Below are 22,490 nucleotides of genomic sequence, written 5' to 3' on the forward strand. Positions count from 1 at the left end.
CACGCCACAGGAACCACAGCCGGCGCTGAGCGAACGACAACGGGATCATCGGGTTTCCTCCTGCTTGCGCACCGGCCGCAATGCGAGCCTGGCATTCTTCTTGCCACTGGTCTGCTGTGCCAGCGAGGCGGCGATTCCAGCCGGAGTCGACACCTCGTACAACACCCGCATCGACAGGGTCGACCCGAGTACCTCACGGACGCGGCTCACGAGTTGGGTGGCGAGCACGGAATGTCCGCCGAGCCGGAAGAAGTCGTCGTCCACCCCGACCGCCGGCACCCCGAGGATCTCGGCGAAGGCCTGGCAGAGCAGCTCCTCCTGCGCGTTCGCGGGCTTGCGGCCAACCTCCGCGCTCCCCTTGTACTCCGGGGCGGGCAGGGCCTTGCGGTCCAACTTGCCGTTCACCGTCAGCGGCAGCGCTTCCAGCACCACCACTGCGGACGGCATCAGCTGCGGCGGCAACTGGCGCGCCACGAACTCCCGCAACAGCTCCAGCAGTTCATTGCCTTCCTGGTCCCGATCGGCCGGCACCACATAAGCCACCAACCGCTTGTCACCCGGGGTGTCCTCGCGCACCACCACGGCCGCCTGCGCGACCTGCGGGTGCCCGGCCACCACCGACTGCACCTCACCCGGCTCGATCCGGAAACCGCGGATCTTCACCTGGTCATCCGCACGCCCGGCGAACACCAACTCCCCGTCACGCGACCACTTCGCGCGGTCACCCGTGCGATACAACCGCCCACCCGGCACCCCGAACGGCGAGGCCACGAACCGCTCCGCCGACAACCCGGGCCGACCCAGATACCCCCGCGCCAACTGCCCACCCGCGACATACATCTCACCCGCCACACCCACCGGAACCGGCCGCAGGAAATCGTCCAGCACATACACACCCAGACCCGGGATGCCGCGCCCGATCACACTCCCCGACCCGACCTCACCCGACACCAGCTCGCGGAACGTGACATGCACCGTGGTCTCGGTGATGCCGTACATGTTCACCAACCGCGGACCACCATCACCATGACGCCCCCACCACCCGTCCAGACGGGCCGGATCCAGCGCCTCACCACCGAACACCACCGCACGCAACGACGCCACCGCCCCGGGCCGCTGCTCCTCCACGGCCGCCAACTGGTAGAACGCCGACGGCGTCTGACTCAACACCGTCACCCCCTCACGCTCGATCAGCGCCAGGAACTCCTGCGGCGAGCGCGACACCCCATGCGGGACCACCACCACCCGACCACCGTGCAGCAGCGCACCCCACAACTCCCACACCGAGAAGTCGAACGCGAACGAGTGGAAGCACGACCACACATCGTCCGCCCCGAACCCGCCGAACAGCGGCCCCGTCTGCGCGAACAACCCCGTCACACTGCCATGCGTCACCACCACACCCTTGGGCCGACCCGTCGACCCGGAGGTGTAGATCACATACGCCGGATGCCCCGGCGACACCACGCACTCCACCGCCCCACCATCAAGCGCCGCCAACTCCCCCACCACCGACGGCTCGTCCAACGCCACCGCCTGAACACCGAACCCACCCAGCCGACCCGCCAACTCAGCGCAGGTCAGCACCAGACGCGCACCCGAATCACCCAACGTGTACCCGATCCGGTCATCCGGATACGCCGGATCGACCGGCAGATACGCACCCCCAGCCTTCACCACCGCCAAGATCGCCACCACCACCTCGACCCCGCGCTCCAAACACACCCCCACCACCGACTCCGCACCCACACCCCGCCCGACCAGCAACCGCGCCAACCGGTTCGCCCGCGCATCCAACTCCCCATACGACACCTCAACACCCTCGAACACCACCGCCACCGCATCCGGCGTCCGCTCCACCTGCGCCGCGAACAACCCCGGCAACGTCGACGACGCCACCTCGGCATCGGTCCGATTCCACTCCACCACCAGCTGCCGCAGCTCATCGGCACCCAGCACGCCCAGCGACCCCAACCGCGCCTGCGGCGCCTGCTCCAACGCAGCCGCCAGCTCACCCAGCGCGGTCCGCAGCATCCCGCACACCCGGTCGGGGTCGACCGGGGCCTGGACATCGACGGTGATCCGGAAGCCGACTCCGTCGTCGTCCACGGCCACGTCCAACGGGTAGTTGGTGCGACCCTCGGCCGAGACCACCCGGATGCCCTCGAATCGGAGGTCGAGATCCTGCGCGGAGGCCTGGCCGTGCCGGTAGTTGAAGAGCGCGGTGAACAGCGGAGCCGACCCCGGCACCGCGCTGGCTTGCTGGGCCAGCGACAGCGGGGCGTGCTCGTGCACCAGCAGCTCCGCCAGCTGGCGCTGCATCCCGGTCAGTGCCTCGGTGACGCTCTCCGAACCGACCCGCGCGCGCACCGGCAGCGTGTTGACGAAGAGACCCGGCACCCGGTCGGCGCCGGCGCCGGCGTTCATCCGGCCGAACAGCACCGTGCCGAACACCACGTCGACACGGCCCGACACGGCGGCCAGCATCCGTGCGTACGCCAGGTGGAAGACGGTGGCCGCGCTTACTCCGAGCGCCCGCGCCACGCCGCGTACCCGGTCGGCCAGTTCACCGTCGACCAGTTGCTGGGCCCGGACCGGGCCGGTGGACCCTCCAAGCACATCGACCAGCCCGAACGGGGCAGTGGTGTCCTCGACATCGCCCAGCAGACCGGTGAAGTACCGCAGGTGCTCCTCACGCGAGATGCCGTACCGTGCCTGCGCGACAAAGCCACGGAATGGCAGCGGCTCGGGCAGGTCGTCGCCCTGCCCCGACATGAACGCGTGCACCTCGTCCAGGAGTACGCCCATCGTGGTGTGGTCCTGCACCACGTGGTGGCTATGCAGCAGCGCCAGCCAGCGATCGCTGCCGGGCTCGGCAGCGACGTGCACCCGCATCAGCGGTGCCTGGCGCAGATCCATCCAGCCCGCGCCCAGCGCCAGCAACTGCTCCACCGGGTCAGCGCCTTCGCGATCCAGGACCACTTCCTGGACTGGCAGGGTCACCTGGCGGGCCACCACCTGGACCGCCTCCCGAAGGCCTTCCCACAGGATGGCGGTCCGGTAGATGTCGTGCCGGTCGATCACGTTCTGCAGGGCGCTCAGGAAGGCGTCCAGCCGCCCACGCGAGTCGAAACCGAGCACGGCCGGAACCGCGTAAACGTCGACCTGGCTGCCACCGTTGTCCTGGTCGGCCATCAGGTGGTGGAAGAGGATGCCCTCCTGGAGCGGGGCGAGCGGGTAGATGTCGGCCAGGTTGGCCGCCCCGCCCTCGACATGCTCCAGGATCCGGTCGATCGACGACTGGTTCAGCTCGACGAGGGGCAGCATGTCGGGGGTGATCTCGGTGGCGCCCTCCGGGATCAGGTTCGCCGGCACGACGACGGCCTCCGGGCCCGACGCGACGGCCAGGCCGGCCGGGGTGGGCGTCTGGAACAGCGCCTTCACCGACACCGACACACCACGCGCCCGCAGCTTCTCCACCAGCGAGACGGCCAGCAGGGAGTGCCCGCCGAGCGCGAAGAAGTCGTCCTCGACGCCGACCTGGGGCAGGCCGAGGATCTCCGCGAACGCGGCGCAGAGGATCTCCTCCTGGACGGTGACGGGTGCGCGGCCGTCGGTGGTGGCGCCGGCGGCGAAGTCGGGGGCGGGCAGCGCCTTGCGGTCCAGCTTGCCATTCGCCGTCAGCGGCAGCTCCTCCACCACCACCACCGCGGACGGGACCATGTGCTCGGGAAGGCGCGCGGCGATGAACTGCCTGACAGCCGCGGCAAGTTCGGTGTCCTGCGGGTCATCGGCCACCACGTAGGCCACCAGGCGGACCTCGCCCGGCTCGTCCTCGCGTGCGACCACGACGCCCTGGTCCACCAGCGGGTGGGCGGCCAGTACCGCCTGCACCTCGCCCGGCTCGATCCGGAACCCGCGCACCTTCACCTGGTCGTCCGCACGGCCGGCGAACACCACCCGGCCGTCCGTCGTCCACTTCGCCCGGTCACCCGTGCGGTACATCCTCCCGCCTTCGGCCGGGGGGACCCCCGTACCGTCCTCGAACGGACACGCCACGAACCGCTCCGCCGACAGGCCCGGGCGGCGCACATAGCCGCGCGCCAACCCCGCACCCGCCACGTACAACTCGCCCGTCACACCCGGCGCCACCGGCTTCAGATACTCGTCCAGGACGTAGAAACGGGTGTTGGCGATCGGCGAACCCACCGGCACGGCCCCACCCGACGTCAGACGGGTCGTCGCCACACCGATCGTCGTCTCGGTCGGACCATAGTGGTTGAACACGCCACGCTCACCGGCAGCAGCCAGCAGACCCTCCACCAGCGCCGGTGAAGCAGCCTCACCACCGAGGACGAGGGACCGCCCGGGCAGCACCCGCTCCAGACCACCCGCCGCACCCAACGCCGCAAGGTGCGACGGCACGATCTTCAAGAAGTCGATCTCGTTGGCACTCAGATACTCGGCCACGGCCTGCGGATCGGTGACCGCCGCCTCCTCCAGGATGTGCAGCTCACCACCACTCGCCAGCGCGGCGAACACCACCGTGTTCCCCAGGTCCGTCGCCTGCGCCTGCAGCAGCGCGTACCGACCCGCGCCGAACCCCACCCGCCCAGGCACCGACGACACGTAGTTGACCAACCCGCTGTGCGTGACCGCCACACCCTTCGGCCGACCCGTCGACCCCGACGTGTAGATCACATACGCCAACGCACCAGGAGCCACCGCCACACCCGGAGCCGTCACGGGCGCGGCCGCCAGTTGCATCGCCGTCAACGCACCGTCCACCGCCACCAGGCGAACACCCACCGACGGCAGGTCCTCCAACACCTCATCCGTGGTCAGCACCAACTGCGCCCGCGAATCCTTCACCGTGAACCCGGTCCGCTCCACCGCCTGCCCCGGATCCAGCGGCAGATACCCCGCACCCGCCTTCCACACCGCCAGAATCCCGACGATCATCTCCACACCGCGCGGCAGGCACAGCCCCACCACCGACTCCGCACCCACACCCTGGCCCACCAGATAGTGCGCCAACCGGTTCGCCCGCACCTCCAACTCCCCGTACGACACCGACACACCCCCGGACACGATCGCCACCGCGTCCGGATCAGCCGCCACCCGCGCCTCGAACAACTCCACCACTGACGCGGCCTCAACCGCGGCCGCCGTGTCGTTGAACCCCGACACCACCCGCGTACGCTCATCCGCGTCCAGCACATCCACCGCACTCAGCCGCGTCCGCAGATCCGCAGCGAACTGCTCCAGCACCCGCACGAACCGCGCAGCGATCGCCCCCGCCGCCTCCGCGTCGAAGAGATCCGCCGCCACCGTCACCGTGCCCCGCACACCCCCCGGAGAACCATCAGCGCCGAACACCTCACTCACCATCACGTCCAGATCGAACTTCGCCACCGGTCGGGTGATCGCCAGCGGCTCGACGCGCAGACCCGGCAGGTCCAGGGTCGGCCCGTCGATGTCCTGTGCGGCCGCGATGGTGTTGAGCTTGGTGAGCACCACCTGGAACAGCGGCTGCCGGGCCAGCGAGCGCACCGGAGCCAGCTCCTCCACCAGCCGCTCGAACGGCACGTCCTGGTTGGCGTACGCCCCCAGAGCGGCCTCCCGCACCCGCTCCAGCACCTGCGCGAACGTCGGATCCCCCGCCAGGTCCGTCCGGAGCACCAACGTGTTCACGAAGTCCCCGACCAGATCATCCAACGCCTCATCGGTACGCCCCGCCACCGCCGACCCGATCGGGATGTCGGTCCCCGCACCCAGCCGCGACAGCAGCACCGCCAACGCCGCCTGCAACACCATGAACGAGGTCACGCCCTCGCCCTGCGCCAACCCCACCAACCCCGCGTGCAACACCGTCGGCACCTCGAACGACACCGTGTGCCCCCGATGCGACGCCACCGCCGGACGCACACGGTCGAACGGCAACGCCAACTCCTCCGGCGTGCCCTCCAACACGCCGCGCCAGTAACTGACCTGACGTGACATCAGGCTCTGGGGATCACCCTCGTCCCCCAGCAACTCCCGCTGCCACAACGCATAATCCGCATACTGCACCGGCAACGGCACCCAACCCGGCACACCCCCCGCCAACCGCGATGCATACGCCGACGACAGATCCCGCGCCAACGGCTCCATCGACCAACCGTCGGCGGCGATGTGATGGACCATCAACACCATCACGCACTCACTCGGCCCGGTCGTGAAGAGCCATGCCCGGACCGGTATCTCCGTCTGCAGGTCGAAGGCGTACCCAGCGGTCCGGGCGAGGGTGTCCTCGAGTTCGGCCGGTGCGACCTCGCTCTCCAACAGTTCCCACGCCACCTCATCGAGGCCGAGGATCCGCTGGTAGGGCTCCCCGTCCTGGGCGGGGAACACGGTGCGCAGCGCCTCGTGCCGCTCCAGCACATCCCGTAGCGCCGCGTCCAGAGCCGCCCGGTCCAGGTCTCCGGTCAGCTTCAGGACCAGCGGCGCGTTGTACGTCGAACTGGGGCCTTCCAACTGGCTGATGAACCACAGCCGGCGCTGCGCGAAGGACAGCGGCACCCGCTCCGGGCGCTCCCCGACGGTCAGCGCCACCCGCGCCTGACCGGCACCGGCCAAGCGGGCGGCGAGGCCTGCCACCGTGGGGGCCTCGAAGATGTCGGCGGTCTCGGTCTCCACGCCGAGCGCGGCCCGGACCCGGCTGACCAGGCGGGTCGCCAGGAGGGAGTGGCCGCCCAGATCGAAGAAGTTGTCGTCGACCCCGACCGCCTCCAGGCCGAGCACCTCGGCGAACGCGGCGCAGAGGAGCTCCTCCTGGGCGTTGGCCGGACCTCGGCTGATTGCAGCCGTGTACTCGGGCGCCGGCAGGGCCCTGTGGTCGATCTTGCCGTTCACGGTCAGCGGCAGTTCCTCCAGCACCACCACTGCGGCGGGGACCATGTGCTGCGGCAACCGCTCCGCGCTGAACTCTCGGACCATGCCGACGAGTTCGGCGGCATCCGCGCCCTCGGCCGGTACCGCGTATGCAACCAGGCGCTTGTCGCCGGGGGTGTCCTCGCGAACCGTCACCACCGCCTGCGCGACCTGCGGGCAGGCGGCGACGGCGGCCCGGACCTCGCCCGGCTCGATCCGGAAGCCGCGGATCTTGACCTGGTCGTCCGCCCGTCCGGCGAAGGTGAGTCGGCCGTCCTCGGTCCAGCTCGCCCGGTCGCCGGTCTGGTACATCCGGCTGCCGTCGGCGGCGAACGGGTCGGCGACGAAGCGCTGGGCGCTCAGGCCCGGGCGGCCCAGGTAGCCGCGTGCGACTCCGGCGCCGGCGACATAAAGGTCGCCGGTCACCCCTGGCGGCACCGGCGCCAGGTCCTCGTCCAGCACGTAGATCCGGGTGTTGGTGTTGGGCCGGCCGATGGACGGCTGATCGCCGGGCGCGAGCGGTCCGGTCATGGTGGCGCACACCGTGATCTCGGTCGGCCCATAGGCGTTGACGAACCGTCGGCCCGGTGCCCAGCGCGTCACCAGTTCGCCGCCGAGCGCCTCGCCCGCCGACACCAGGGTGGAGACCGAGGGCAGGTCCCGCGGTTCCAGCACGGCCAGCACGGCCGGCGGAAGCGTCGCGTGGGTCACCTGGTGTCGGGCCACCACCTCGGCCAGCCCGGCGCCCGGCAGCAGCTGCGCCCTGGGGGCCACCACCAGCGCGGCGCCGGAGCAGAGCGCCATCAGCAGTTCCCAGCTGGCCGCGTCGAATCCGATCGAGGCGAACTGCAGCACCCGGCTGTGTTCGTCGACGGCGCACCGCTGCTGCTGCGCGGCCGCCAGGTTGGCGGCGCCGGCGTGGGTGAGCATGACGGCCTTCGGCGTCCCGGTGGATCCGGAGGTGTAGATCACGTAGGCCAGTCCGCCGGGCCGGCAGCCGCGCCGGGGCGCGGTGACCGGGGCCGCCTCGAGGGCCGCGCGCACCTGCGGGGTGTCCAGGGCGACCGTCAGCATCCGCCTGACCGGCAGGTCCTCCAGGACCGCCTCCTCGCCCAGCAGCGCCACGGCGCGGCTGTCGGTCAGCATGAGGGAGATCCGGTCAGCCGGGTAGGCCGGGTCGATCGGCAGGTAGGCCGCTCCCGCCTTGAGCACGCCCAGCAGCGCCACCACCAGGTCCACGGAGCGCTCCATGCACACCGCGACCACTGACTCCGGGCCGACCCCGCGGTCCTGCAGGTAGCGGGCCAACTGGTTGGCCCGCTGGTCGAGTTGCGCATATGAGACCGTTTCGTCGGCCGCAGCGACGGCGGCCGCGTCCGGGGTGCGGGCCACCCACGCCTCGAAGAGATCCGGCACGGTCGCGGCCGCCGCACCACCGCTCGCGGTGTCGTTCCACTCCACCAGCACCCGGTGACGCTCGTCCTGGCCGAGCAGGTCCACCCCGCTGACCGGGTCCGTCGGATCGGCCGCGGCCAGCCAGTCGACGACGGTGCGGTACCGCCGGGCGATCTCCCGCAGCTCCGCCGCGTCATGGCGGTCGGGGTTCGCGAGGACGCTGATGTCGAAGCTGGCGTCGGCCGCGCGGTCGGAGATGTTGAGCTGCACGTCGTCCACCGGGCCGGTGGCGATGTTGCGCACGACGCTCACACAGTCGCCGAAGGTCACCGGATAGTCGAAGGCCATGACGTTGACGACCATGTCGAACAGCGGGACCTCGTCTATGAGCCGCAGGTCCCGACGGAGGTCCTCGAACCGGTACCGCTGGTGGCGCAGTGCGCCGTGCACCCCCTGGGAGGTCTGGCGCACCAGGTCGGCGACGGTCGTCGGGCGGTCGATCCGGAAGCGGACCGGCAGCGAGTTGGCGGTCATACCGGGGATGCCGAGCTCGCGGCTGCCAACCCGGCCGCGGACCGGCAGGCCCAGCACGACGTCGCGCTCGCCGGTCATCCGGTGCTGGTAGACGGCTGCGGCGGTGATCAGCAGCCCGCCCAGGCTCGTCCGCAGCCGCCGGGCGGCCGCCTTCAATCCGGCGGCCTGGTCGCGACCGATGTCGTCGACGTGGTGGACCGGCGGAGGTGCCAGCCGATTGGCCCCGGTGCGGTGGGTGGCGGCCCGCTCCGGCAGGCCGGCGAGGACGGCAAGCCAGTGCTCCCGGTCCCGGTCGCGGTCGGCCGAGTCCCGGTAGGCGCGGTCGGCGTCCTGCAGCACCGACAGCGGTACGAGCGCGCCGTCGGCGGCGTCGGTGCCGGCGAGCAGCGCGTCGTACTGCTGGGCCATGCGGCTGATGAGCTGCCCGGCCCCGTGGCCGTCCACGACCAGGTGGTGGACGAAGTGGAAGAAGAGGTGCCGGTCCGGCGCGAGCCGGTAGACGGTGAAGGCGAACAGCGGCCCGGTCGTCAGGCCCATCGGCTGGCGCATCCGAGCGTCGACCAGCTCCAGAGCGGCCGCGCGCGGGTCGGGCTCGGCGCTCAGGTCGACGACGTGGATCGGGTAGTCGTACGGGCCGGAGACGTACTGCCGGGGTTCGCCGTCCACCATGCGGAAGCGCGCCCGGTAGTTGTCGGCTTCGTCCAGGGTGCGTCGCAGCGCCGTCACGAGAAGGTCCACGTTCAGATCGCCGTGGATCTCCAGGTATTCGCCGATATTGAAGGACGGATTCTCGGGTGCGAGTAGCTGGGCGTGCCAGATGCCCAGCTGACCGGCCATCAGCTCCCGGAGCTCACCTTCGAATGCCACCATTCCTGCACACCCCACCTATTCGAATCGCCGACCGAAGAGGCAGGACCCGGCAGCCGCCAGGGCATGCCGAAATGATCCCAGCTCCTCTGAGACAAAGCTGTGACCGGGCGGCCGGCACCGTGCGGACCGGCCCAGTGGGAACCCGCCGTGAATACCGCATCAAGCCGTATGGGCAATTCCGCGTTCCGCTCGCACCGCGTTCCCGCACATTCGGCCCACTCACTATGGTGCAGACCCTGACGATGAATCAATCCTCGACGATCACCGCCGCGGCCGTTCAACTGCGCCTTCGCACCACTTGAACGCCGCAGTACGGCGGGGTCCCGCAGGCCAGTGAAGCATGCGGCGTCACCGCCGAGGAAGAAGCGGTCGGCGGAGAACACCTCGGTGTCGTACGACCAGTCGTGCACGATACGGACCTCGTCGACCTGCTCCGCGCCACCGAGGATGTCCATGGCCTGGCCGCACTTCGCGAGCGTGGCGGTAGAACTCGTCGGCGCCCCGCTCCCGCACCTCGGTGGACTTGGAACGGTCCACCACCAGCCCGACGCTGTACAGGTCGGCCTTGATGGGGATCATCCAGACCCAGCCGTCCTCGAAGGTGCCGAGGCCACCGGCTACGCCGGCCTGCCCACCGTAACCTTCGTGCACGGCGACCCGTCCCAGTCCATGCACGACGGCAACATCACCGAGGGCGACACCTGGGTCAAGAACACCCTCGGCGGGTATGCCGAGTGGGCCAAGACCCACAACAGCGAGCTGATCGTCACCTGGGACGAGGACGACTTCACCACCGCCAACCACATCCCACGATCTTCTACGGCGCCAAGCTCCACCCGGGCAGCTGCGGCGAGATCATCAACCACTACAACGTCCTACACACCGTCGAGGACCACAGCACCTTCGGCGCGCTGCAGCTCAAAGCCGCCTGAACAGCAGAACGGGCCCTTCCCCCGCCACATGGGCGAGGGAAGGGCCCGATTCGCTACCCGACGGGTCCGCAGCCGTTCAGGCGGGCCGCCAGGGCGAGGCGTGAACCACCTCGCCAGATCAACAGGGCCTTGTCGAGAATCAGCAGATATACGTCGCGCTGCGAACAGGCTCCCCGTCTACCCATACAGCCAGATCAGCTCCGTCGAGCGAACTGCCGATCTGGGCGGTCAGCTGCCGAATGAAGTCATCCAGCTCGCCCGGAGTCGCCGTAGCCCACTCGGGCGCGCGTGCGGCCGTCACGAAGGCGAACTCCGCGAAACGCCGCGCGAGGCTGTCGGTCACCGCGTCCTGAGCCGCGTCCACGCTGATGGCCAGCAGTTCGGGGCATCCGGATCACAGAAGTCACTGAGTGCTACGAGTGACCGGTGCTACTCGGTCCGCAGTGCGGTGGCGGTCCGGGAGCGCGCCGCCCAGCCGGCCGGCAGCAGGGCGCCGAGCAGCGCGATCGCGATCCCGCCGGCCAGCAGCGGGAGCAGTATCCCGGCGGTGTAGACGTGGGTCACGCTCGGCGGCAGGTTCCTGCCGAGTGCGCTCACCATCTGGGTCAGCGTCACGTTCTCCACCGCCATCCCGATCGGGACCCCGATCAGCCCGGCGATCAGGCCGGTGAGGCTCACCGAGGTCAGCACCATCGCGATGGTCTGCTTGGGCGTCATCCCGAGGGCCTTGAAGATCCCCAGGTCGTGGATCCGTTCCCGGGTGTCCTGCACCACGGTGTTCAGCACGCCGAGCGCGGCGACCGCGATCATCATCAGCGTGAGGGTGGCCACCAGGGCGCTCATGATGAGCACCGTGGGGTTCGGGTACGTGATGTTCGGGGTGGCCGCGGCGTGCAGCGGGGTCAGCGCGGCGGTGGCCGAGGCGGACCAGGTGGAGCCGCTGACGTTGTCGGCCAGCTTGACGTTGAACTGGGTGATGTACGGCGTCAGACCGGCGGCGGTGAACGTGGCATTGTCGGTCATCACGACCCCGCTGCTGCTGCCATCGAAGTCGATGCCGACGATCCGCAGCGGCAGTCGCTTGTCGTCCTGCGTCACGGTGACGGTGTCGCCGACGTGCACCCCGGCCGACGAGGCCAGGTGGTCGTTGATCACGGCTTCGCCGGGGTTCTGGTACCAACGGCCGTGCAGCATAGCCAGATTGGTCCAGGACAGGTCGCCGGTGGTGGTGTCCACCATCGTATTGTCCCCCGTCGGCGCGCCGATCATGGTCGCGCCGCTGACGCCCCAGCCGAACGCGGCCTTCGTGCCCGGGACCGAAGCGATCGCGGCGGCCACCCCGGTGGAGTCCAGGTGGGGATTGGCAGGGCCGCCGCCGGGGGAGTGGAGGCCGACGGGCGTGCCGGCGGGCACCACGAGCATCGACGCGGCGTTGAGGCCATTGCTGCCCGTGTCCGAGTACTTGGTGAACGCGGTCTCCAGCCCCATCGCGAAGGTGACGCTGACCGCGCCGAACAGCACCGCGGCGCCGACCAGCACGGCCCGGGCCGGCTTGGCGAACGGCTGGGCCAGTCCCAACGACATCGGCCGGGGCAGCGGCAGCCTGCTTGCCAGGCGCTGCGCGCCTTGGCCGCGCTTGGCCTTCGGGGCACGGCCGACGACCAGGGTCTGCACCGCCGGCAGTCGCCCGGCCCGAAGTGCCGGGATGAGCGCGGTGACACCGACGATGACCAAGGTGCCGATCGGCACGACGAGGCTGACCCACACCGGCAGGCCGGTCTCGGCGGCACCGAGCTGCTGGGCGGCTTTGCCCAGGACCGGAACGGCCAGCACGTTGCCGAACAGCGTGCCGCCCACCACACCGATCGCCGCCGGGATCAGGGCTTGTGCGGCGTAGGCGCGGGCCACCTGCCAGGGGGTGAAGCCGAGCGACTTCAGGATCCCGATGCGCCGGATGCCCGAGACCACCGCGCCGCTGACCACGATCGCGATGATCAGCACCGACAGGAACAGGCCGAGGACGCCGAAGACGACCAGGAACGGCACGAACGACTTCGCGCTGCCGACGGCCTGCTTCTCCGCGGCCAGATAGGACTGTCCGCTCTCGACCGAGCCGGCCGGCGCGGCGGCGGCGATCGCCTGCTTGTCCGTGGCGAGGTCGGCCTCGGTCCCGGACTTGGCGAACCGGTAGAGCATCTGCTCGTCGGTCTTGACGCCGGCGGCGGCCAGCCGCGCGAAGCCATCGGCGGTGAGGAAGCCGGTCGCGGTGCCGGTCAGCGAGTTCGCCAGGCCGACGACCTTGAACGAGGGCTTGCCCGGCAGCGAGTCGAACACCACGGAACCGCCTGCGCAGGCATGGACCCATGAGGACAGGACGATCTCGTTCGCGGTGGTCGGCCACCCGCCCTGGACCAGGGCCAGATGGTCCAAGCCGGAGGTGGCGGCCAGGTCGGGCCGGGTGGTGGCGATGACCGGCTCGTTGGCGCGACCGGCCATCGGCATGCCCGGGGCGATGTTCGCGGTGCAGTCCGTGCCGTAGGTCGTGTTCAGGGCGGCGGTGACCGGGTACGGCCCGGACGCCTCGGTGACGCCGGCGAGGTGCCCGGTGGCGGCGGCCTGCGCGGCAGTGGCCTTCGAGCCGTCGAACTGGACTGACAGGTGCGCGCCGTTGCGGGCCTTGAAGGCCTGCTCGAACGGGGCCTGCACGGCGGCCAGCAGACCGAGCGAGAGGACAGATGAGGTGACGGCCGCGAACGTCGTCAGGGCCATGACGAGGGACTGCACACGACGCCGGCCGACGCCGGAGCGCACGACCTTGCCCAGGGCGCTCATCGGCTCACCGCCGGCAGCGGACGGGCCACGGCCCGGAAGGAGACCTCGTACAGGCGCTGGGACGGCAGCGCTGGGAGCCGCGTCATCGGACCGCTCCCGCCGAGCTGTGGGAGGTGGCGCCGCTGACCGGGTTGACCACGTCCCGGGCCACGGCACCGTCCACCAGCTCGATCGTGCGTCGCGCGGTGTTCGCCGCCAGCTGGGTGTCGTGGGTCACCAGCAGGATGGTCTGACCCTCGGCGTTCAGATCCAGCAGCAACTGGCGCACGTCCTGGGCCGAGTTCGAGTCCAGCGCGCCGGTCGGCTCGTCGGCCAGCAGCAGCGCCGGCCGGTTCATCAGGGCCCTGGCCACCGCCACCCGCTGCCGCTGACCGCCGGACAGCCGCTGCGGGTAGGCCTTGGCGTGCCGGTCGATACCCAGCGAGGCGAGCAACTCCATCGCCCGCCGCTTCACCTCGCCCTTGCCCATCCCGGCCAACTGCGCCGGAACCATCACGTTGTCCAGCACCGTCAGGTCGTCGAGCAGGTTGAAGAACTGGAAGATCATGCCGATGGAAGCCCGCCGGTACTTCGCCGAACCGGCCTCGCCGAGCTGGTCGACCCGGGTTCCGTTGACGGTCACGGTGCCGCTGGAAGGCTTGTCCAAACCGGCGACCAGGTTCAGCAGCGTCGACTTGCCACTACCGGAATGGCCGAGGATCGCCACGCACTCACCAGCCGCCACGGACAGGCTCACCCCGGCCAGCGCGGGCGGGCCGTCATCGTATTTCTTCGTCGCGTCTCGGAGATCGATCATCGGTTCATTCGTCATGGCCATGAACCTAGGACCGGACCATGATCCATCGCATCAGCCGGGCGGATGTCATTTCTCCCCCAGGCCATCGGTCTGGCGGCTACCCCGCGTACGTCCCGGGGGCGACGCGCAGAGCCGACGCCAGTCAATGCGATCTCCGCATGGAGGAGCTGTTCCAGCGTTTCTCGACATCGGAACCCGTGACCTGGCTGACCCACAGGCTGTGGTCGGTGACGAACGTGGTGCGGCATTCCGGTGCGCGGACCTGCCGGGTCGCGGTCGGCTACGAGCCGGAAGGGGTGACGATCGAGGTGGCGGACGACGGGGACGACGGCCTCGGAGGGCACGGCCGTCCGAGGCCCTCGGCGGCGGCCGGCGGGAGCGGCTTCGGCCTGCTCGGCATGCGCGAGCGGGTGACGCTGCTGTCCGGCCAGTTCAGCGTGGACCTCACACCGGCCGAGATTCGCCGTCTGCTGGCAACTGGACCCCGCAACCGTGCTCCGGACCGCAGCCACGCAGCGACCTGGTCGCGCTGGAGACGCCGCCACCAAGCACACGCCCGCCGCTGTCACTACATGTGGCGCGGCCACCCGTGGGTGGGACATCCACGTCAAAACCGCCCCACCCACCCGGCAGCCTCGCTACACTCACCGTCCCCAGGCCGCTGACCAGGGCACATGGAGAACTCTCACTGGAGTACTAGCGGTCATGGCGGTTGACGACGTGGTTGAGCATGCGGTGCAGGCGCTCGGAGTCGAGCCGGTCGGCGGCGCCCGCGCGGGACCGCCCCGGCAGCGGCAGCCGGCCACGGCGGTCCCAGGCCAGCGCGCCGCGCTCGTCGATCACGCAGGTCGCGGCACCCGCGTTGTCGGGGTGCAGGCAGAACGGGATGTCGAGCACGCCCAGTTCGAACGCCTTGGTCAGGGCGGTGCCGACATCGGCGTCCAGGTTCAGCACGGCCGCCACCAGGTGCCGGGCCTCGTCGAGCACCTCCGCGTAGAACGCGGCCTCCGGCTCACCGGGCGGGCAGGGCCGGCCCTGCGCCGCCGCAGCGGCCAACCTGAGCGCGGCCGTGTTCTCCTTGATGGTCGGGATCTGCCACGCCTCGGAGACCGTCTTCACGATCATGCGCTCGCACCCGGTGTCCCGGGCAAGCCGGGCGCTCTCCTCGATCAGCGCGGTGGCACCGCGCTCGGTCCGTGGGAACAGACCCATGTAGGTGTAGAGCACCACGTGCCACGTCACACCGGTCAGATACTCGGTGGCGAGGGTACGCAGGGCTCGCAGCGCGCCGCGGTCCTGGGCCGCCAGTATGCCCTGGGCGTAGCTGAGCGACATGTGGCGCAGGCCGTTCTGCCGGAAGAAGCAGCCCTCCAGCACGGACAGCGTCACCAGCATCGAGGGCGGGCAGAGTTGGCCCAGCAGGCAGCCGCCGAAGCTCTCGATGTGCCCGGACTCGGTCTCCCCCGCCAGGAATCGGCAGCTCTCGGCCCATTCCCGGACGGCCTCGGCGAGCGGCACCCGGCTGTACGGGAGGCAATACGACACCGGACCGCCTTCGGTCGCGTCCAGGCCCACCTCGACCAGCCGCTCGAAGACCCGCCGTGGCAGCGCGGTGCCGTGCCGCACCTGCACCGGGAACTGCGGGCCGTACAGTCCCTCGAGCAGCTCCCGGGTCACGGCGGCCGGGTGGGAGACGAGCGGATACCCGTTCAACTCCTCGCCGGCCGCCAGCCGTTCCAGCGGCGTCGTGTAGTCCCCGACCCGGGTGTAACTGTCCAGCGTGACCGTGCCGACCACCGGGGTCCCGAGGGCGGCGACCTCCCGCAAGCCGGCGTGCATTGTGCCGACCTTTCCGAAACCCATCCGGGGCTGGACCACCAGCCGCCCCTGGCGGCGGTTGTGCGCCACCCAGGAGTCCAGGTATCCGCCCATCTCAGCGGCCGGAGATCAGCTCGAGGCGGCGGCGGCCGCTCTCCGGGTCGACCGTACTCACCTGCACCTTGTGCGGGTCGCCGGCCCGGACCCGAGCGATCATGGACTGGTTCGACGCGAAGTAGACCAGCGAGCTGCGGTAGAGCGCACGCAACCGGGCGATGGACAGCGCCGAGACGTCCTCCAGCCAGCGGACGGCCGGCTCGTGGCCGGGTTCGCCGCACAGGGCCGCGTGCAGCTCGTCCAGCCGGTCGGCGGCCTTGGGGTGGCAGCTCTCAACGAACGCCGCGAGCCGGGCGCCCTGGTCGGTGAAGGGCGAGAAGACCATGGCCACCAGGGCCTCCTCGGTCAGGCCGAAGACGTCCCTGGCGTAGGCGTCGGACAGCTCGCGGCGGGCGGCGATCTTCTCCGGCGAGTCGTAGCGGCTCAGGGCGAGCCGGATCAGGTTCTCCGGCATCTCCTTCCTGCGCATCATCGCCTCGGCCAGCTGGAGGTACTCGGCGATGCCGGCCTCGTAGCTGCGGCCCTCGACGAACTGGGCGCGCAGGCCGCGCAGATGGGCCATCAGCGTCGGGTTGGCGCAGTCGGACTCGGTGAAGCTGAAGGCCAGGTCGTCGAAACGGAAGCCGAGGAACTCGGTGATCAGATCCCAGTGGTCGTGCACCCGGTAGCTGACCGGCTTGGCACCCACCGCCTTGACGCCGTCCGGCTCGACCTCGCCGGCGAGCTGCTCGTAGAGCGCGCTGTCACTCTCGTGCGTGCCGCAGCACGACTGGTTGCTCATAGCGAAGATGCCTCGAATTCAAAGTTCTCGATGATGTGGCGGATATCGGCCTCCACCTGGGCCGGGCTGTCATGCAGCAGGATGAACCGGCCGCTGTGCAGGGCGTCGTACGCTCCGCCCGGCTCCAGCACCTCGCCCGGCCGGGGCAGCAGTTCGCGCCAGATGCTCGGCACCCGGCCGCGCATCGAGGTCGCCCGCTCCACCCGGACCGGCCCCGCGGGCTTGGGGATGACCAGCCAGCCCCCGACGGGTCGCCGGACGACGCCGGGAGCGCCACCTCCTCGCCGGCTGCGGCCCGCAGCCAGACCTCGAAGAGGTTGAATCCGAACAGCTTGTTGAGCAGGTGCGGGACCTCGCTGCCGCCGACCCGGCCGCCGATCTCCAGGAAGACCAGCTCGCCCTCGGGGGTCACGAACAGCTCCAGGTGGAACGGGGTAGTGCGGATCCCGAGCGCGGCGACGCACCTGCGGGAGAAGTCCTCGATGCGTTCGCGCAGTTCGCAGCGCTGGACCGGCACCGAGCCGAGCGGCGCGCCGGCGGCGAAGGCCAGGCAGTCGTTCACATAGCGGGAGACCGCCTGGAAGCGGACCTCGGAGTACTGCCCCGCGAACCCGTCCACGTGGTGGACGTCGCCGGTGACGAACTCTTCGATCTCGTACCGTGCCAGCTCCAACTCCGGCAGCAGGGCCACCAGCGACGCCTCGTCCTCGAGCCGGTGGACACCGATGCTCGCCGCGCCGTCCACCGGCTTGACGATCACCGGATACCCGCAGGAGCGGGCGAACGCGAGGCTCTGCTCGACGCTCTGGCAGTGGGCGAACCGGGGCACCCCGCCTCGGCGAGCAGCTCCTTCATCCGCACCTTGTCCCGGTAGACCGCGACCTCATCCCGGGTCGGACCGGGCAGGCCGAGGTCCTCGCGCACCCGGGCGGCGATCTCCAGGGTGAACTCCGGTAGGGCGACCAACTGGTCGACCGGGCCGACCCGTTCGGTCACCTCCTGAACGGCGGCGCGCAGCGAGTCGGCGTTGTTCACGTCGTCGATCCGCACCATTGCGGCGATCTTCGACGGCTCGGCGAGCACGCCCCGGACGCCGAGATCGTCCACCACGTAGCTGACCTGGTGGCGGTCGTGGTCGATTAACTCCTCGTAGCGGGTGAGCTCGTTGTCCCAGCGCACCCCGTCCGAAAAGCGCGGCCACCGGTTGACGATCACGATGTGCATCAGCGCACCTCCAGCGGCGCGAGTTCCGAGTCGTCCCACGGTGCGATCACCGCGGCGTCCGCCCGCCAGGCGGCGAATCCCTCGGCCTTTCCGAAGGCCAGGAAGCTCCGGAAGCGTTCGACGGCGTCGTCACCGGTGAACACGTCGGTGTAGCCGTGCGCCAGCAGCTCGCGCCGGACCCGGTCGTTGTCCGACTCGGCGGTGGTGAGCTTGCCGCCGACCACGCAGGGCAGCTCCAGCCCGGCCTCCCGCAGGGCGGTCAGCAGCACCCGGGCGCCGTGCAGCCCGTGACCGTTGACGCTCGACACCACGAGCAGGTCCGGCCGGCTCTCGGCGACGGCGGTCAGCACCAGGTCGACCGGGGTGCAGGAACCCAGGTTCCGCACTGCGGCACCGTTCTCCTCCAACACCTTCTGCAGGTAGACGAGGTTCCAGATGTGCGAGTCGGACTCGACGGTGCTCAGCAGGCACCGGAAGGACACACTCATACTGAGACTCCTAGACGATTAGATCCGAAGTTCCGCCCCGCCAAAGGGGGGAGGGTGTCCACGATCAGTTTGTGACGACCGACCTGGACACCCTCTTGACCGCACTCTACGTGAAGATCGACGACAAGATCAGAGGAACGCGATGGCTGGGCCGCCCGCCGCTGCTCAGCGACTCCGAACTCGTCTGCTGTTGGTCGCGGTGACGCAGTAGCGCCAGCCGGTCTTCTGCTCGAAGCGGATGAGTTTCTTCAGGTGCCGCCGGGTCGGACGGACCCGGCGCACGATCAGCCGCATGCCCTGCGGCCAGCCCTGGCGAGTGTTCAGACCGGTCAACTCCGCGACGAAGTAGCCTTCTTGGAGACTGCCGTCCTGATGCAGGGAGACCTCCCAGGCGGCCTCGGACAGCCTCGCGATGGCCCGCTCGTCGTCTTCGGTGATCTTCCAGCCGACCGTGTAACGCACCGTTCGCCGCGAGGTGAAGGCTTCGAGGTGTTCCAGCAGTCCGTGGGTCGCCCCGGCCCCGTCCACCCTGACCAGGATCTTCGCGGCCGAGGAGCCGGGGATCTGCGCGAGGGCGTCGGTGAGCACGCGGATGTGGTCGCTGACCGTGTTCGCTCCGGCGTTCCCCGGCCGCAGCAGCATGGCCAGGGACTCGGTGGTGTTCGCGCACCACGCGGCCAGCGGATGGAACCCGAAGGTCTTTTTGAAGGTGACCGCCGCCCCGGCCTTCTTCGACGCGCAGGTGATGACCGTGGCGTCGAGGTCGATGACGATCCAGCCGGACAGTCGCTTGCCCGCCACCACCAGCCAGGGGAAGCCCGCCGGTCGCAGATGCAGCAGCGACCACACGCGGCGGCGCACCTGGCGGCGGGCCTTGGCGATCTTTGCCTGGGCCGCCTCGTCCAGCGCGGCCAGGGTGCGGCGCACGGTGGAGTCGGAGGCGGCCGTACCGAACAGCGGCCGGTGGTGCAACTGCAGTTGCTCGGCCTCCAGCACCTGCTGCCCGGAGGCGTGGCCACGTGCCTGTCCGCCGACAAGCCGCCGCCGCGATGAAGCGCATCCATGCCGTCACCGCAATCGACGGCTGCCGTCGCGACATAGCCCGCGACCTGCTGGCCGATCTGCGGCGCCTGGACCGACTCGTCAAGGACAACGAGGCCCACCTGAACCGCCGACCCAACGGGGATCAGCATGCCGACCCAGATGAACGCGCCCCCGGACCACGTCCCGGTCGACCCGGCCCTGCGCGGCGACCGGAAGTCCGCGCACATTCGTGCGCGACTCCCCGGAGACCAACTCACTGAGACCTACCGCCGCTTGGCCCGTAGTGTTCAAGCTGCTTTACAAGATCCACTCCTGCGCATCCGAGGGGGTTGGGGGCGAGCAGGCTCTCGGCCCCCGCGGAGCTCGGATTCCGGGCAGCGGGTCGGTGGAGCCGCCCGGGCCGGCGATCAGCGAACGATCGCGCGCAGCAATCGCACGTACGGGCTCCACCGAGCCGGGTGTGCCACCGTGCCAGTGCAGGCCGTCTCCGCGCGGTCCAGGCTGTCCTCCAGGAGCGCGTCGTGGAGCGGCCGCCAGGCGAGCGGCCAGCTGAGTCGTGCCGAGCCGCGGGCGGTCATGGCGAGCGTGTGGCGCAGCAGGGTGTGCTGCTCGTCGACGGCCAGGGCGGTGAACTCGTGGAAGCCGTGGAAGCCGCGCGGTCCGGTGAAGCCGAAGCGCACCCACGTCGCGGGGACGTACGCGTCGACGGTGTAGCGGACCGGGCCGTGACCGCCGACCGCGCCGACTGCGAGCGGACCGTCGAACCGCATCGAGGGCCACTTGTGGTTCGGCCATAGCAGGTCGCCGGTGTCGGCCAGGGTGTCGATCAGCGCCCCCACCTCCGTCCCCTTCGCGGGCAGCAGGCGTTCGTGCACGTTGTAGACAGCCATCGGCTCACCTTCCGGCAGTTCTAGAGAGTGCTCTCTAATTATTTTGGAGAGTACCCTCCAACTCATGGCGAGACCACCCCGCTTCGACTCCGATCAGCTCCTCGACGCTGCGGTCCGGCTGGCCTGCGGGTCAGGCCCGGCCGCGGTGACCATGTCCGCGGTCGCGGAAGCGGCCGGAGCCCCGAGCGGCTCGGTGTACTACCGCTTCCCGGGGCGGAGCGCTCTGCTCGCCGAGTTGTGGCTGCGGACCGTCGACCGGTTCCAGCGGGGTTACCTCGCGGCCTTCGGCAGGGTTCTCGGCGAGGACCTCGATCCCGTGCTGCTCGCCACGATCGCCGACGCGCGGCAGACGGCACGGGAAGCGGCCCGCCAGGTGGTTGAGTGGAGCCGCTCCCACCCGGACGAGGCGGCTCTACTCCTCTACGGCCCTGATGACTTCGGGCGCGCGGACTGGTCGCAGGAGCACCGGCTGCGCGCGGATCGCGGCAACCAGCGCGTGCACAGCGCGCTCGCTGCACTCGCCGCACTGCTGAGCGCCGGGGAGCCGGCCAAGGACCCCCAGGCCGTCGAACGAGTGGTGCTTGCCCTGATCGAGCTGCCGCTCTCGCTGGTCCGACGCCACCTGCGTGCCGGCGCGCAACTCCCCGAACACGCCGAGAGGCTCGCCGAGGAATGCGCCGACGACCTCCTCGCCCGGCTCACCCCGCGCCGTCCGTAACCGACTTGCCCGGGGTGAGCCGGGGAAGGCAGCGGCTCACCCGGTCCCGCTCCGCGGTCGACGTGCTCGTTCGCGCCGCCGGGTCAGCGCTCGAGTCGCGTCTCGATCAGCCGCATCGCCGCGAACAGGCCGACCGCCAGCAGGGACAGCATCAGCAGGGTGGAGAACATCCCGACGGTGTCCGAGCCGTTGCGCTGGACGGCGAGCAGCTCGCCGAGACCATCACCGCCCATCACGAACTCGCCGACCACCGCGCCGGTGACCGACAGGGTCAGGCCGGTCCGGATCCCGGCGAGCACGCTCGGCAGTGCGAGCGGGAACTCGATGTAGCGCATCATCCCCCACCTGCCGACCCCGTCGACCAGGGCGGCGGCCATCACCTCCCGGTCCACGGTGCGGACGCCGAGCGTCGTGTTGACCAGGATGGGGAAGAACACCATCAGTGCGCACAGCACGATCACCGGTTCGACGCCGTATCCGAGCCAGAGGGCGAGCAGCGGCGCGAGCGCCACCGCCGGCACCGCCTGGGTCGCGGCCAGGTAGGGCTGCAGGGCGCGGGCCGCAAGGCGACTGCGGGCGAGCAGGTAGCCGAGCGGCACCGCGACGACCAGGCCCAAGGCGGTGCCGCAGAAGCTCTCGTAGAGCGTGGTGCCGGTGGCGTCGAGCAACCCGCCATCCCGCAGCGCGGAGACGAACTCCCGTGCGAGGTCAGCTGGATGGGGGAGGAAGAAGGGCGACACGCTGCCGCTGTCGACCGCCGCGATCCAGCCGGCGAGCAGCAGTACACCGGGAACGACCGGCGGCAGTATCGCCCTGAGCATGGCTCGGACGGCTCCCGCCCCGGCTCCCTGGCCGATCTGACTTGTCATCAACCTTCTCCTCCCCGAGCCGCCTTGTGCGGCGGGCAGCGAGATCCTGTCACAAGGGGAGCAGTGGGCCGTGTGCTGCGGAACACATCCGTGAGGCCGGGTGGCTGTGCCATGATCGCCCAAGAGTGTTCGCGCGCTCCGGGGTCGGTGTAATTCCGAGCCGGCGGTGAAAGTCCGCGACCCGGCCGAAGCCATCGGCCGGTTGACCTGGTGAAACTCCAGGACCGACGGTGAAAGTCCGGATGGAAGGCAGTGCGCGGCGACACGTTG

General features: G+C 70.2%; 16 protein-coding genes, 2 pseudogenes and 1 riboswitch. Of the genes and pseudogenes, 5 read left to right on the forward strand and 13 right to left on the reverse strand.

Annotation, left to right across the window (positions count from 1 at the left end; translation table 11 throughout):
- Positions 1–45 precede the first annotated feature (45 nt).
- Together E6W39_RS11460 and E6W39_RS41380 are read right to left on the reverse strand one after the other, a co-directional pair.
- A complete protein-coding gene (locus tag E6W39_RS11460) occupies positions 46–9,711 on the reverse strand; it encodes a non-ribosomal peptide synthetase (RefSeq protein WP_141633458.1) in 9,666 nt (3,221 codons plus the stop codon).
- On the reverse strand, positions 9,678–10,166 hold the full coding sequence (locus E6W39_RS41380) for a hypothetical protein (protein ID WP_228718095.1): 489 nt from the start codon (positions 10,164–10,166) through the stop codon (positions 9,678–9,680). Before E6W39_RS41380 ends, E6W39_RS11460 begins: the two co-directional genes overlap by 34 nt.
- Positions 10,167–10,380: 214 nt before the next feature.
- Here E6W39_RS41380 and E6W39_RS44085 point away from each other — a divergent pair.
- Together E6W39_RS44085 and E6W39_RS39255 are read left to right on the forward strand one after the other, a co-directional pair.
- A pseudogene (locus tag E6W39_RS44085) lies at positions 10,381–10,437 on the forward strand (hypothetical protein); the annotation flags it as partial.
- A gap of 8 nt (positions 10,438–10,445) precedes the next feature.
- The gene (locus tag E6W39_RS39255; protein ID WP_181799749.1) at positions 10,446–10,643 is read left to right on the forward strand and encodes a hypothetical protein; all 198 of its coding nucleotides are present in this window, start codon (positions 10,446–10,448) and stop codon (positions 10,641–10,643) included.
- Between the two features lie 139 nt (positions 10,644–10,782).
- On the opposite strand, the gene E6W39_RS39260 is transcribed toward E6W39_RS39255, so the two are convergent.
- From E6W39_RS39260 to E6W39_RS11480, 3 genes are all read right to left on the reverse strand, one after another.
- Entirely contained in the window at positions 10,783–10,986 is a 204-nt protein-coding gene (locus E6W39_RS39260; protein WP_181799750.1) for a hypothetical protein, read from the reverse strand.
- Positions 10,987–11,072: 86 nt separating this feature from the next.
- Complete coding sequence (locus E6W39_RS11475; protein WP_141633459.1) at positions 11,073–13,475, reverse strand: ABC transporter permease; 2,403 nt, start codon at positions 13,473–13,475, stop codon at positions 11,073–11,075.
- An 82-nt stretch (positions 13,476–13,557) separates the two neighbouring features.
- Positions 13,558–14,286: an ABC transporter ATP-binding protein gene (locus tag E6W39_RS11480; RefSeq protein ID WP_141633460.1), complete on the reverse strand. Its 729-nt coding sequence runs from the start codon at positions 14,284–14,286 to the stop codon at positions 13,558–13,560.
- A gap of 143 nt (positions 14,287–14,429) precedes the next feature.
- On the opposite strand from E6W39_RS11480, the gene E6W39_RS40345 reads away from it, so the two are divergent.
- Positions 14,430–14,936 (forward strand): ATP-binding protein, encoded by a 507-nt coding sequence (locus E6W39_RS40345; RefSeq protein WP_220140198.1) that lies wholly within the window; start codon positions 14,430–14,432, stop codon positions 14,934–14,936.
- A gap of 31 nt (positions 14,937–14,967) precedes the next feature.
- On the opposite strand, the gene E6W39_RS11490 is transcribed toward E6W39_RS40345, so the two are convergent.
- From E6W39_RS11490 to E6W39_RS11505, 5 genes are read right to left on the reverse strand one after another with little or no spacing between them, the layout of a single operon-like run.
- Entirely contained in the window at positions 14,968–16,203 is a 1,236-nt protein-coding gene (locus tag E6W39_RS11490) for a methylaspartate mutase (protein WP_141633461.1), read from the reverse strand.
- A gap of 1 nt (position 16,204) precedes the next feature.
- The gene (locus E6W39_RS11495; protein ID WP_141633462.1) at positions 16,205–16,987 is read right to left on the reverse strand and encodes a hypothetical protein; all 783 of its coding nucleotides are present in this window, start codon (positions 16,985–16,987) and stop codon (positions 16,205–16,207) included.
- Positions 16,950–17,816 (reverse strand): ATP-grasp domain-containing protein, encoded by an 867-nt coding sequence (locus E6W39_RS11500; protein ID WP_220140199.1) that lies wholly within the window; start codon positions 17,814–17,816, stop codon positions 16,950–16,952. Before E6W39_RS11500 ends, E6W39_RS11495 begins: the two co-directional genes overlap by 38 nt.
- The gene (locus E6W39_RS44515; RefSeq protein WP_228718096.1) at positions 17,744–18,211 is read right to left on the reverse strand and encodes a hypothetical protein; all 468 of its coding nucleotides are present in this window, start codon (positions 18,209–18,211) and stop codon (positions 17,744–17,746) included. Before E6W39_RS44515 ends, E6W39_RS11500 begins: the two co-directional genes overlap by 73 nt.
- Entirely contained in the window at positions 18,211–18,699 is a 489-nt protein-coding gene (locus tag E6W39_RS11505; RefSeq protein ID WP_141633463.1) for a cobalamin B12-binding domain-containing protein, read from the reverse strand. The genes E6W39_RS44515 and E6W39_RS11505 overlap by 1 nt, the downstream gene beginning before the upstream one ends.
- Before the next feature lie 71 nt (positions 18,700–18,770).
- Between E6W39_RS11505 and E6W39_RS44520 the strand changes: the two are divergent.
- Positions 18,771–18,887: pseudogene (locus tag E6W39_RS44520) on the forward strand (IS982 family transposase); the annotation flags it as partial.
- Here E6W39_RS44520 and E6W39_RS11515 read toward each other — a convergent pair.
- On the reverse strand, positions 18,865–19,695 hold the full coding sequence (locus tag E6W39_RS11515) for a transposase (protein ID WP_228718097.1): 831 nt from the start codon (positions 19,693–19,695) through the stop codon (positions 18,865–18,867). The pseudogene E6W39_RS44520 and the gene E6W39_RS11515 overlap by 23 nt on opposite strands.
- Positions 19,696–20,150: 455 nt before the next feature.
- Positions 20,151–20,633 (reverse strand): SRPBCC family protein, encoded by a 483-nt coding sequence (locus tag E6W39_RS11520; RefSeq protein WP_141633464.1) that lies wholly within the window; start codon positions 20,631–20,633, stop codon positions 20,151–20,153.
- A gap of 64 nt (positions 20,634–20,697) precedes the next feature.
- Here E6W39_RS11520 and E6W39_RS11525 point away from each other — a divergent pair, with 64 nt between their 5' ends.
- The gene (locus E6W39_RS11525) at positions 20,698–21,351 is read left to right on the forward strand and encodes a TetR/AcrR family transcriptional regulator (protein WP_141633465.1); all 654 of its coding nucleotides are present in this window, start codon (positions 20,698–20,700) and stop codon (positions 21,349–21,351) included.
- An 83-nt stretch (positions 21,352–21,434) separates the two neighbouring features.
- Here E6W39_RS11525 and E6W39_RS11530 read toward each other — a convergent pair whose 3' ends face one another.
- Positions 21,435–22,220: an ABC transporter permease gene (locus E6W39_RS11530; RefSeq protein ID WP_141633466.1), complete on the reverse strand. Its 786-nt coding sequence runs from the start codon at positions 22,218–22,220 to the stop codon at positions 21,435–21,437.
- Between the two features lie 129 nt (positions 22,221–22,349).
- Positions 22,350–22,480, forward strand: a riboswitch (FMN riboswitch).
- The last annotated feature ends 10 nt before the right edge of the window (positions 22,481–22,490 follow it).

Origin of the sequence: Kitasatospora acidiphila, from assembly GCF_006636205.1 — a bacterium.
Taxonomy (GTDB): domain Bacteria; phylum Actinomycetota; class Actinomycetes; order Streptomycetales; family Streptomycetaceae; genus Kitasatospora; species Kitasatospora acidiphila.

Bases quoted from the DNA above. Each gene is read 5' to 3' on its own strand.
- E6W39_RS11460 (WP_141633458.1), bottom strand. From the start codon at position 9,711: ATGGTGGCATTCGAAGGTGAGCTCCGGGAGCTGATGGCCGGTCAGCTG.
- E6W39_RS41380 (WP_228718095.1), bottom strand. From the start codon at position 10,166: ATGGACATCCTCGGTGGCGCGGAGCAGGTCGACGAGGTCCGTATCGTG.
- E6W39_RS11475 (WP_141633459.1), bottom strand. From the start codon at position 13,475: ATGAGCGCCCTGGGCAAGGTCGTGCGCTCCGGCGTCGGCCGGCGTCGT.
- E6W39_RS11480 (WP_141633460.1), bottom strand. From the start codon at position 14,286: ATGACGAATGAACCGATGATCGATCTCCGAGACGCGACGAAGAAATAC.
- E6W39_RS40345 (WP_220140198.1), top strand. From the start codon at position 14,430: ATGGAGGAGCTGTTCCAGCGTTTCTCGACATCGGAACCCGTGACCTGG.
- E6W39_RS11490 (WP_141633461.1), bottom strand. From the start codon at position 16,203: ATGGGCGGATACCTGGACTCCTGGGTGGCGCACAACCGCCGCCAGGGG.
- E6W39_RS11495 (WP_141633462.1), bottom strand. From the start codon at position 16,987: ATGAGCAACCAGTCGTGCTGCGGCACGCACGAGAGTGACAGCGCGCTC.
- E6W39_RS44515 (WP_228718096.1), bottom strand. From the start codon at position 18,211: ATGCACATCGTGATCGTCAACCGGTGGCCGCGCTTTTCGGACGGGGTG.
- E6W39_RS11505 (WP_141633463.1), bottom strand. From the start codon at position 18,699: ATGAGTGTGTCCTTCCGGTGCCTGCTGAGCACCGTCGAGTCCGACTCG.
- E6W39_RS11520 (WP_141633464.1), bottom strand. From the start codon at position 20,633: ATGGCTGTCTACAACGTGCACGAACGCCTGCTGCCCGCGAAGGGGACG.
- E6W39_RS11525 (WP_141633465.1), top strand. From the start codon at position 20,698: ATGGCGAGACCACCCCGCTTCGACTCCGATCAGCTCCTCGACGCTGCG.
- E6W39_RS11530 (WP_141633466.1), bottom strand. From the start codon at position 22,220: ATGACAAGTCAGATCGGCCAGGGAGCCGGGGCGGGAGCCGTCCGAGCC.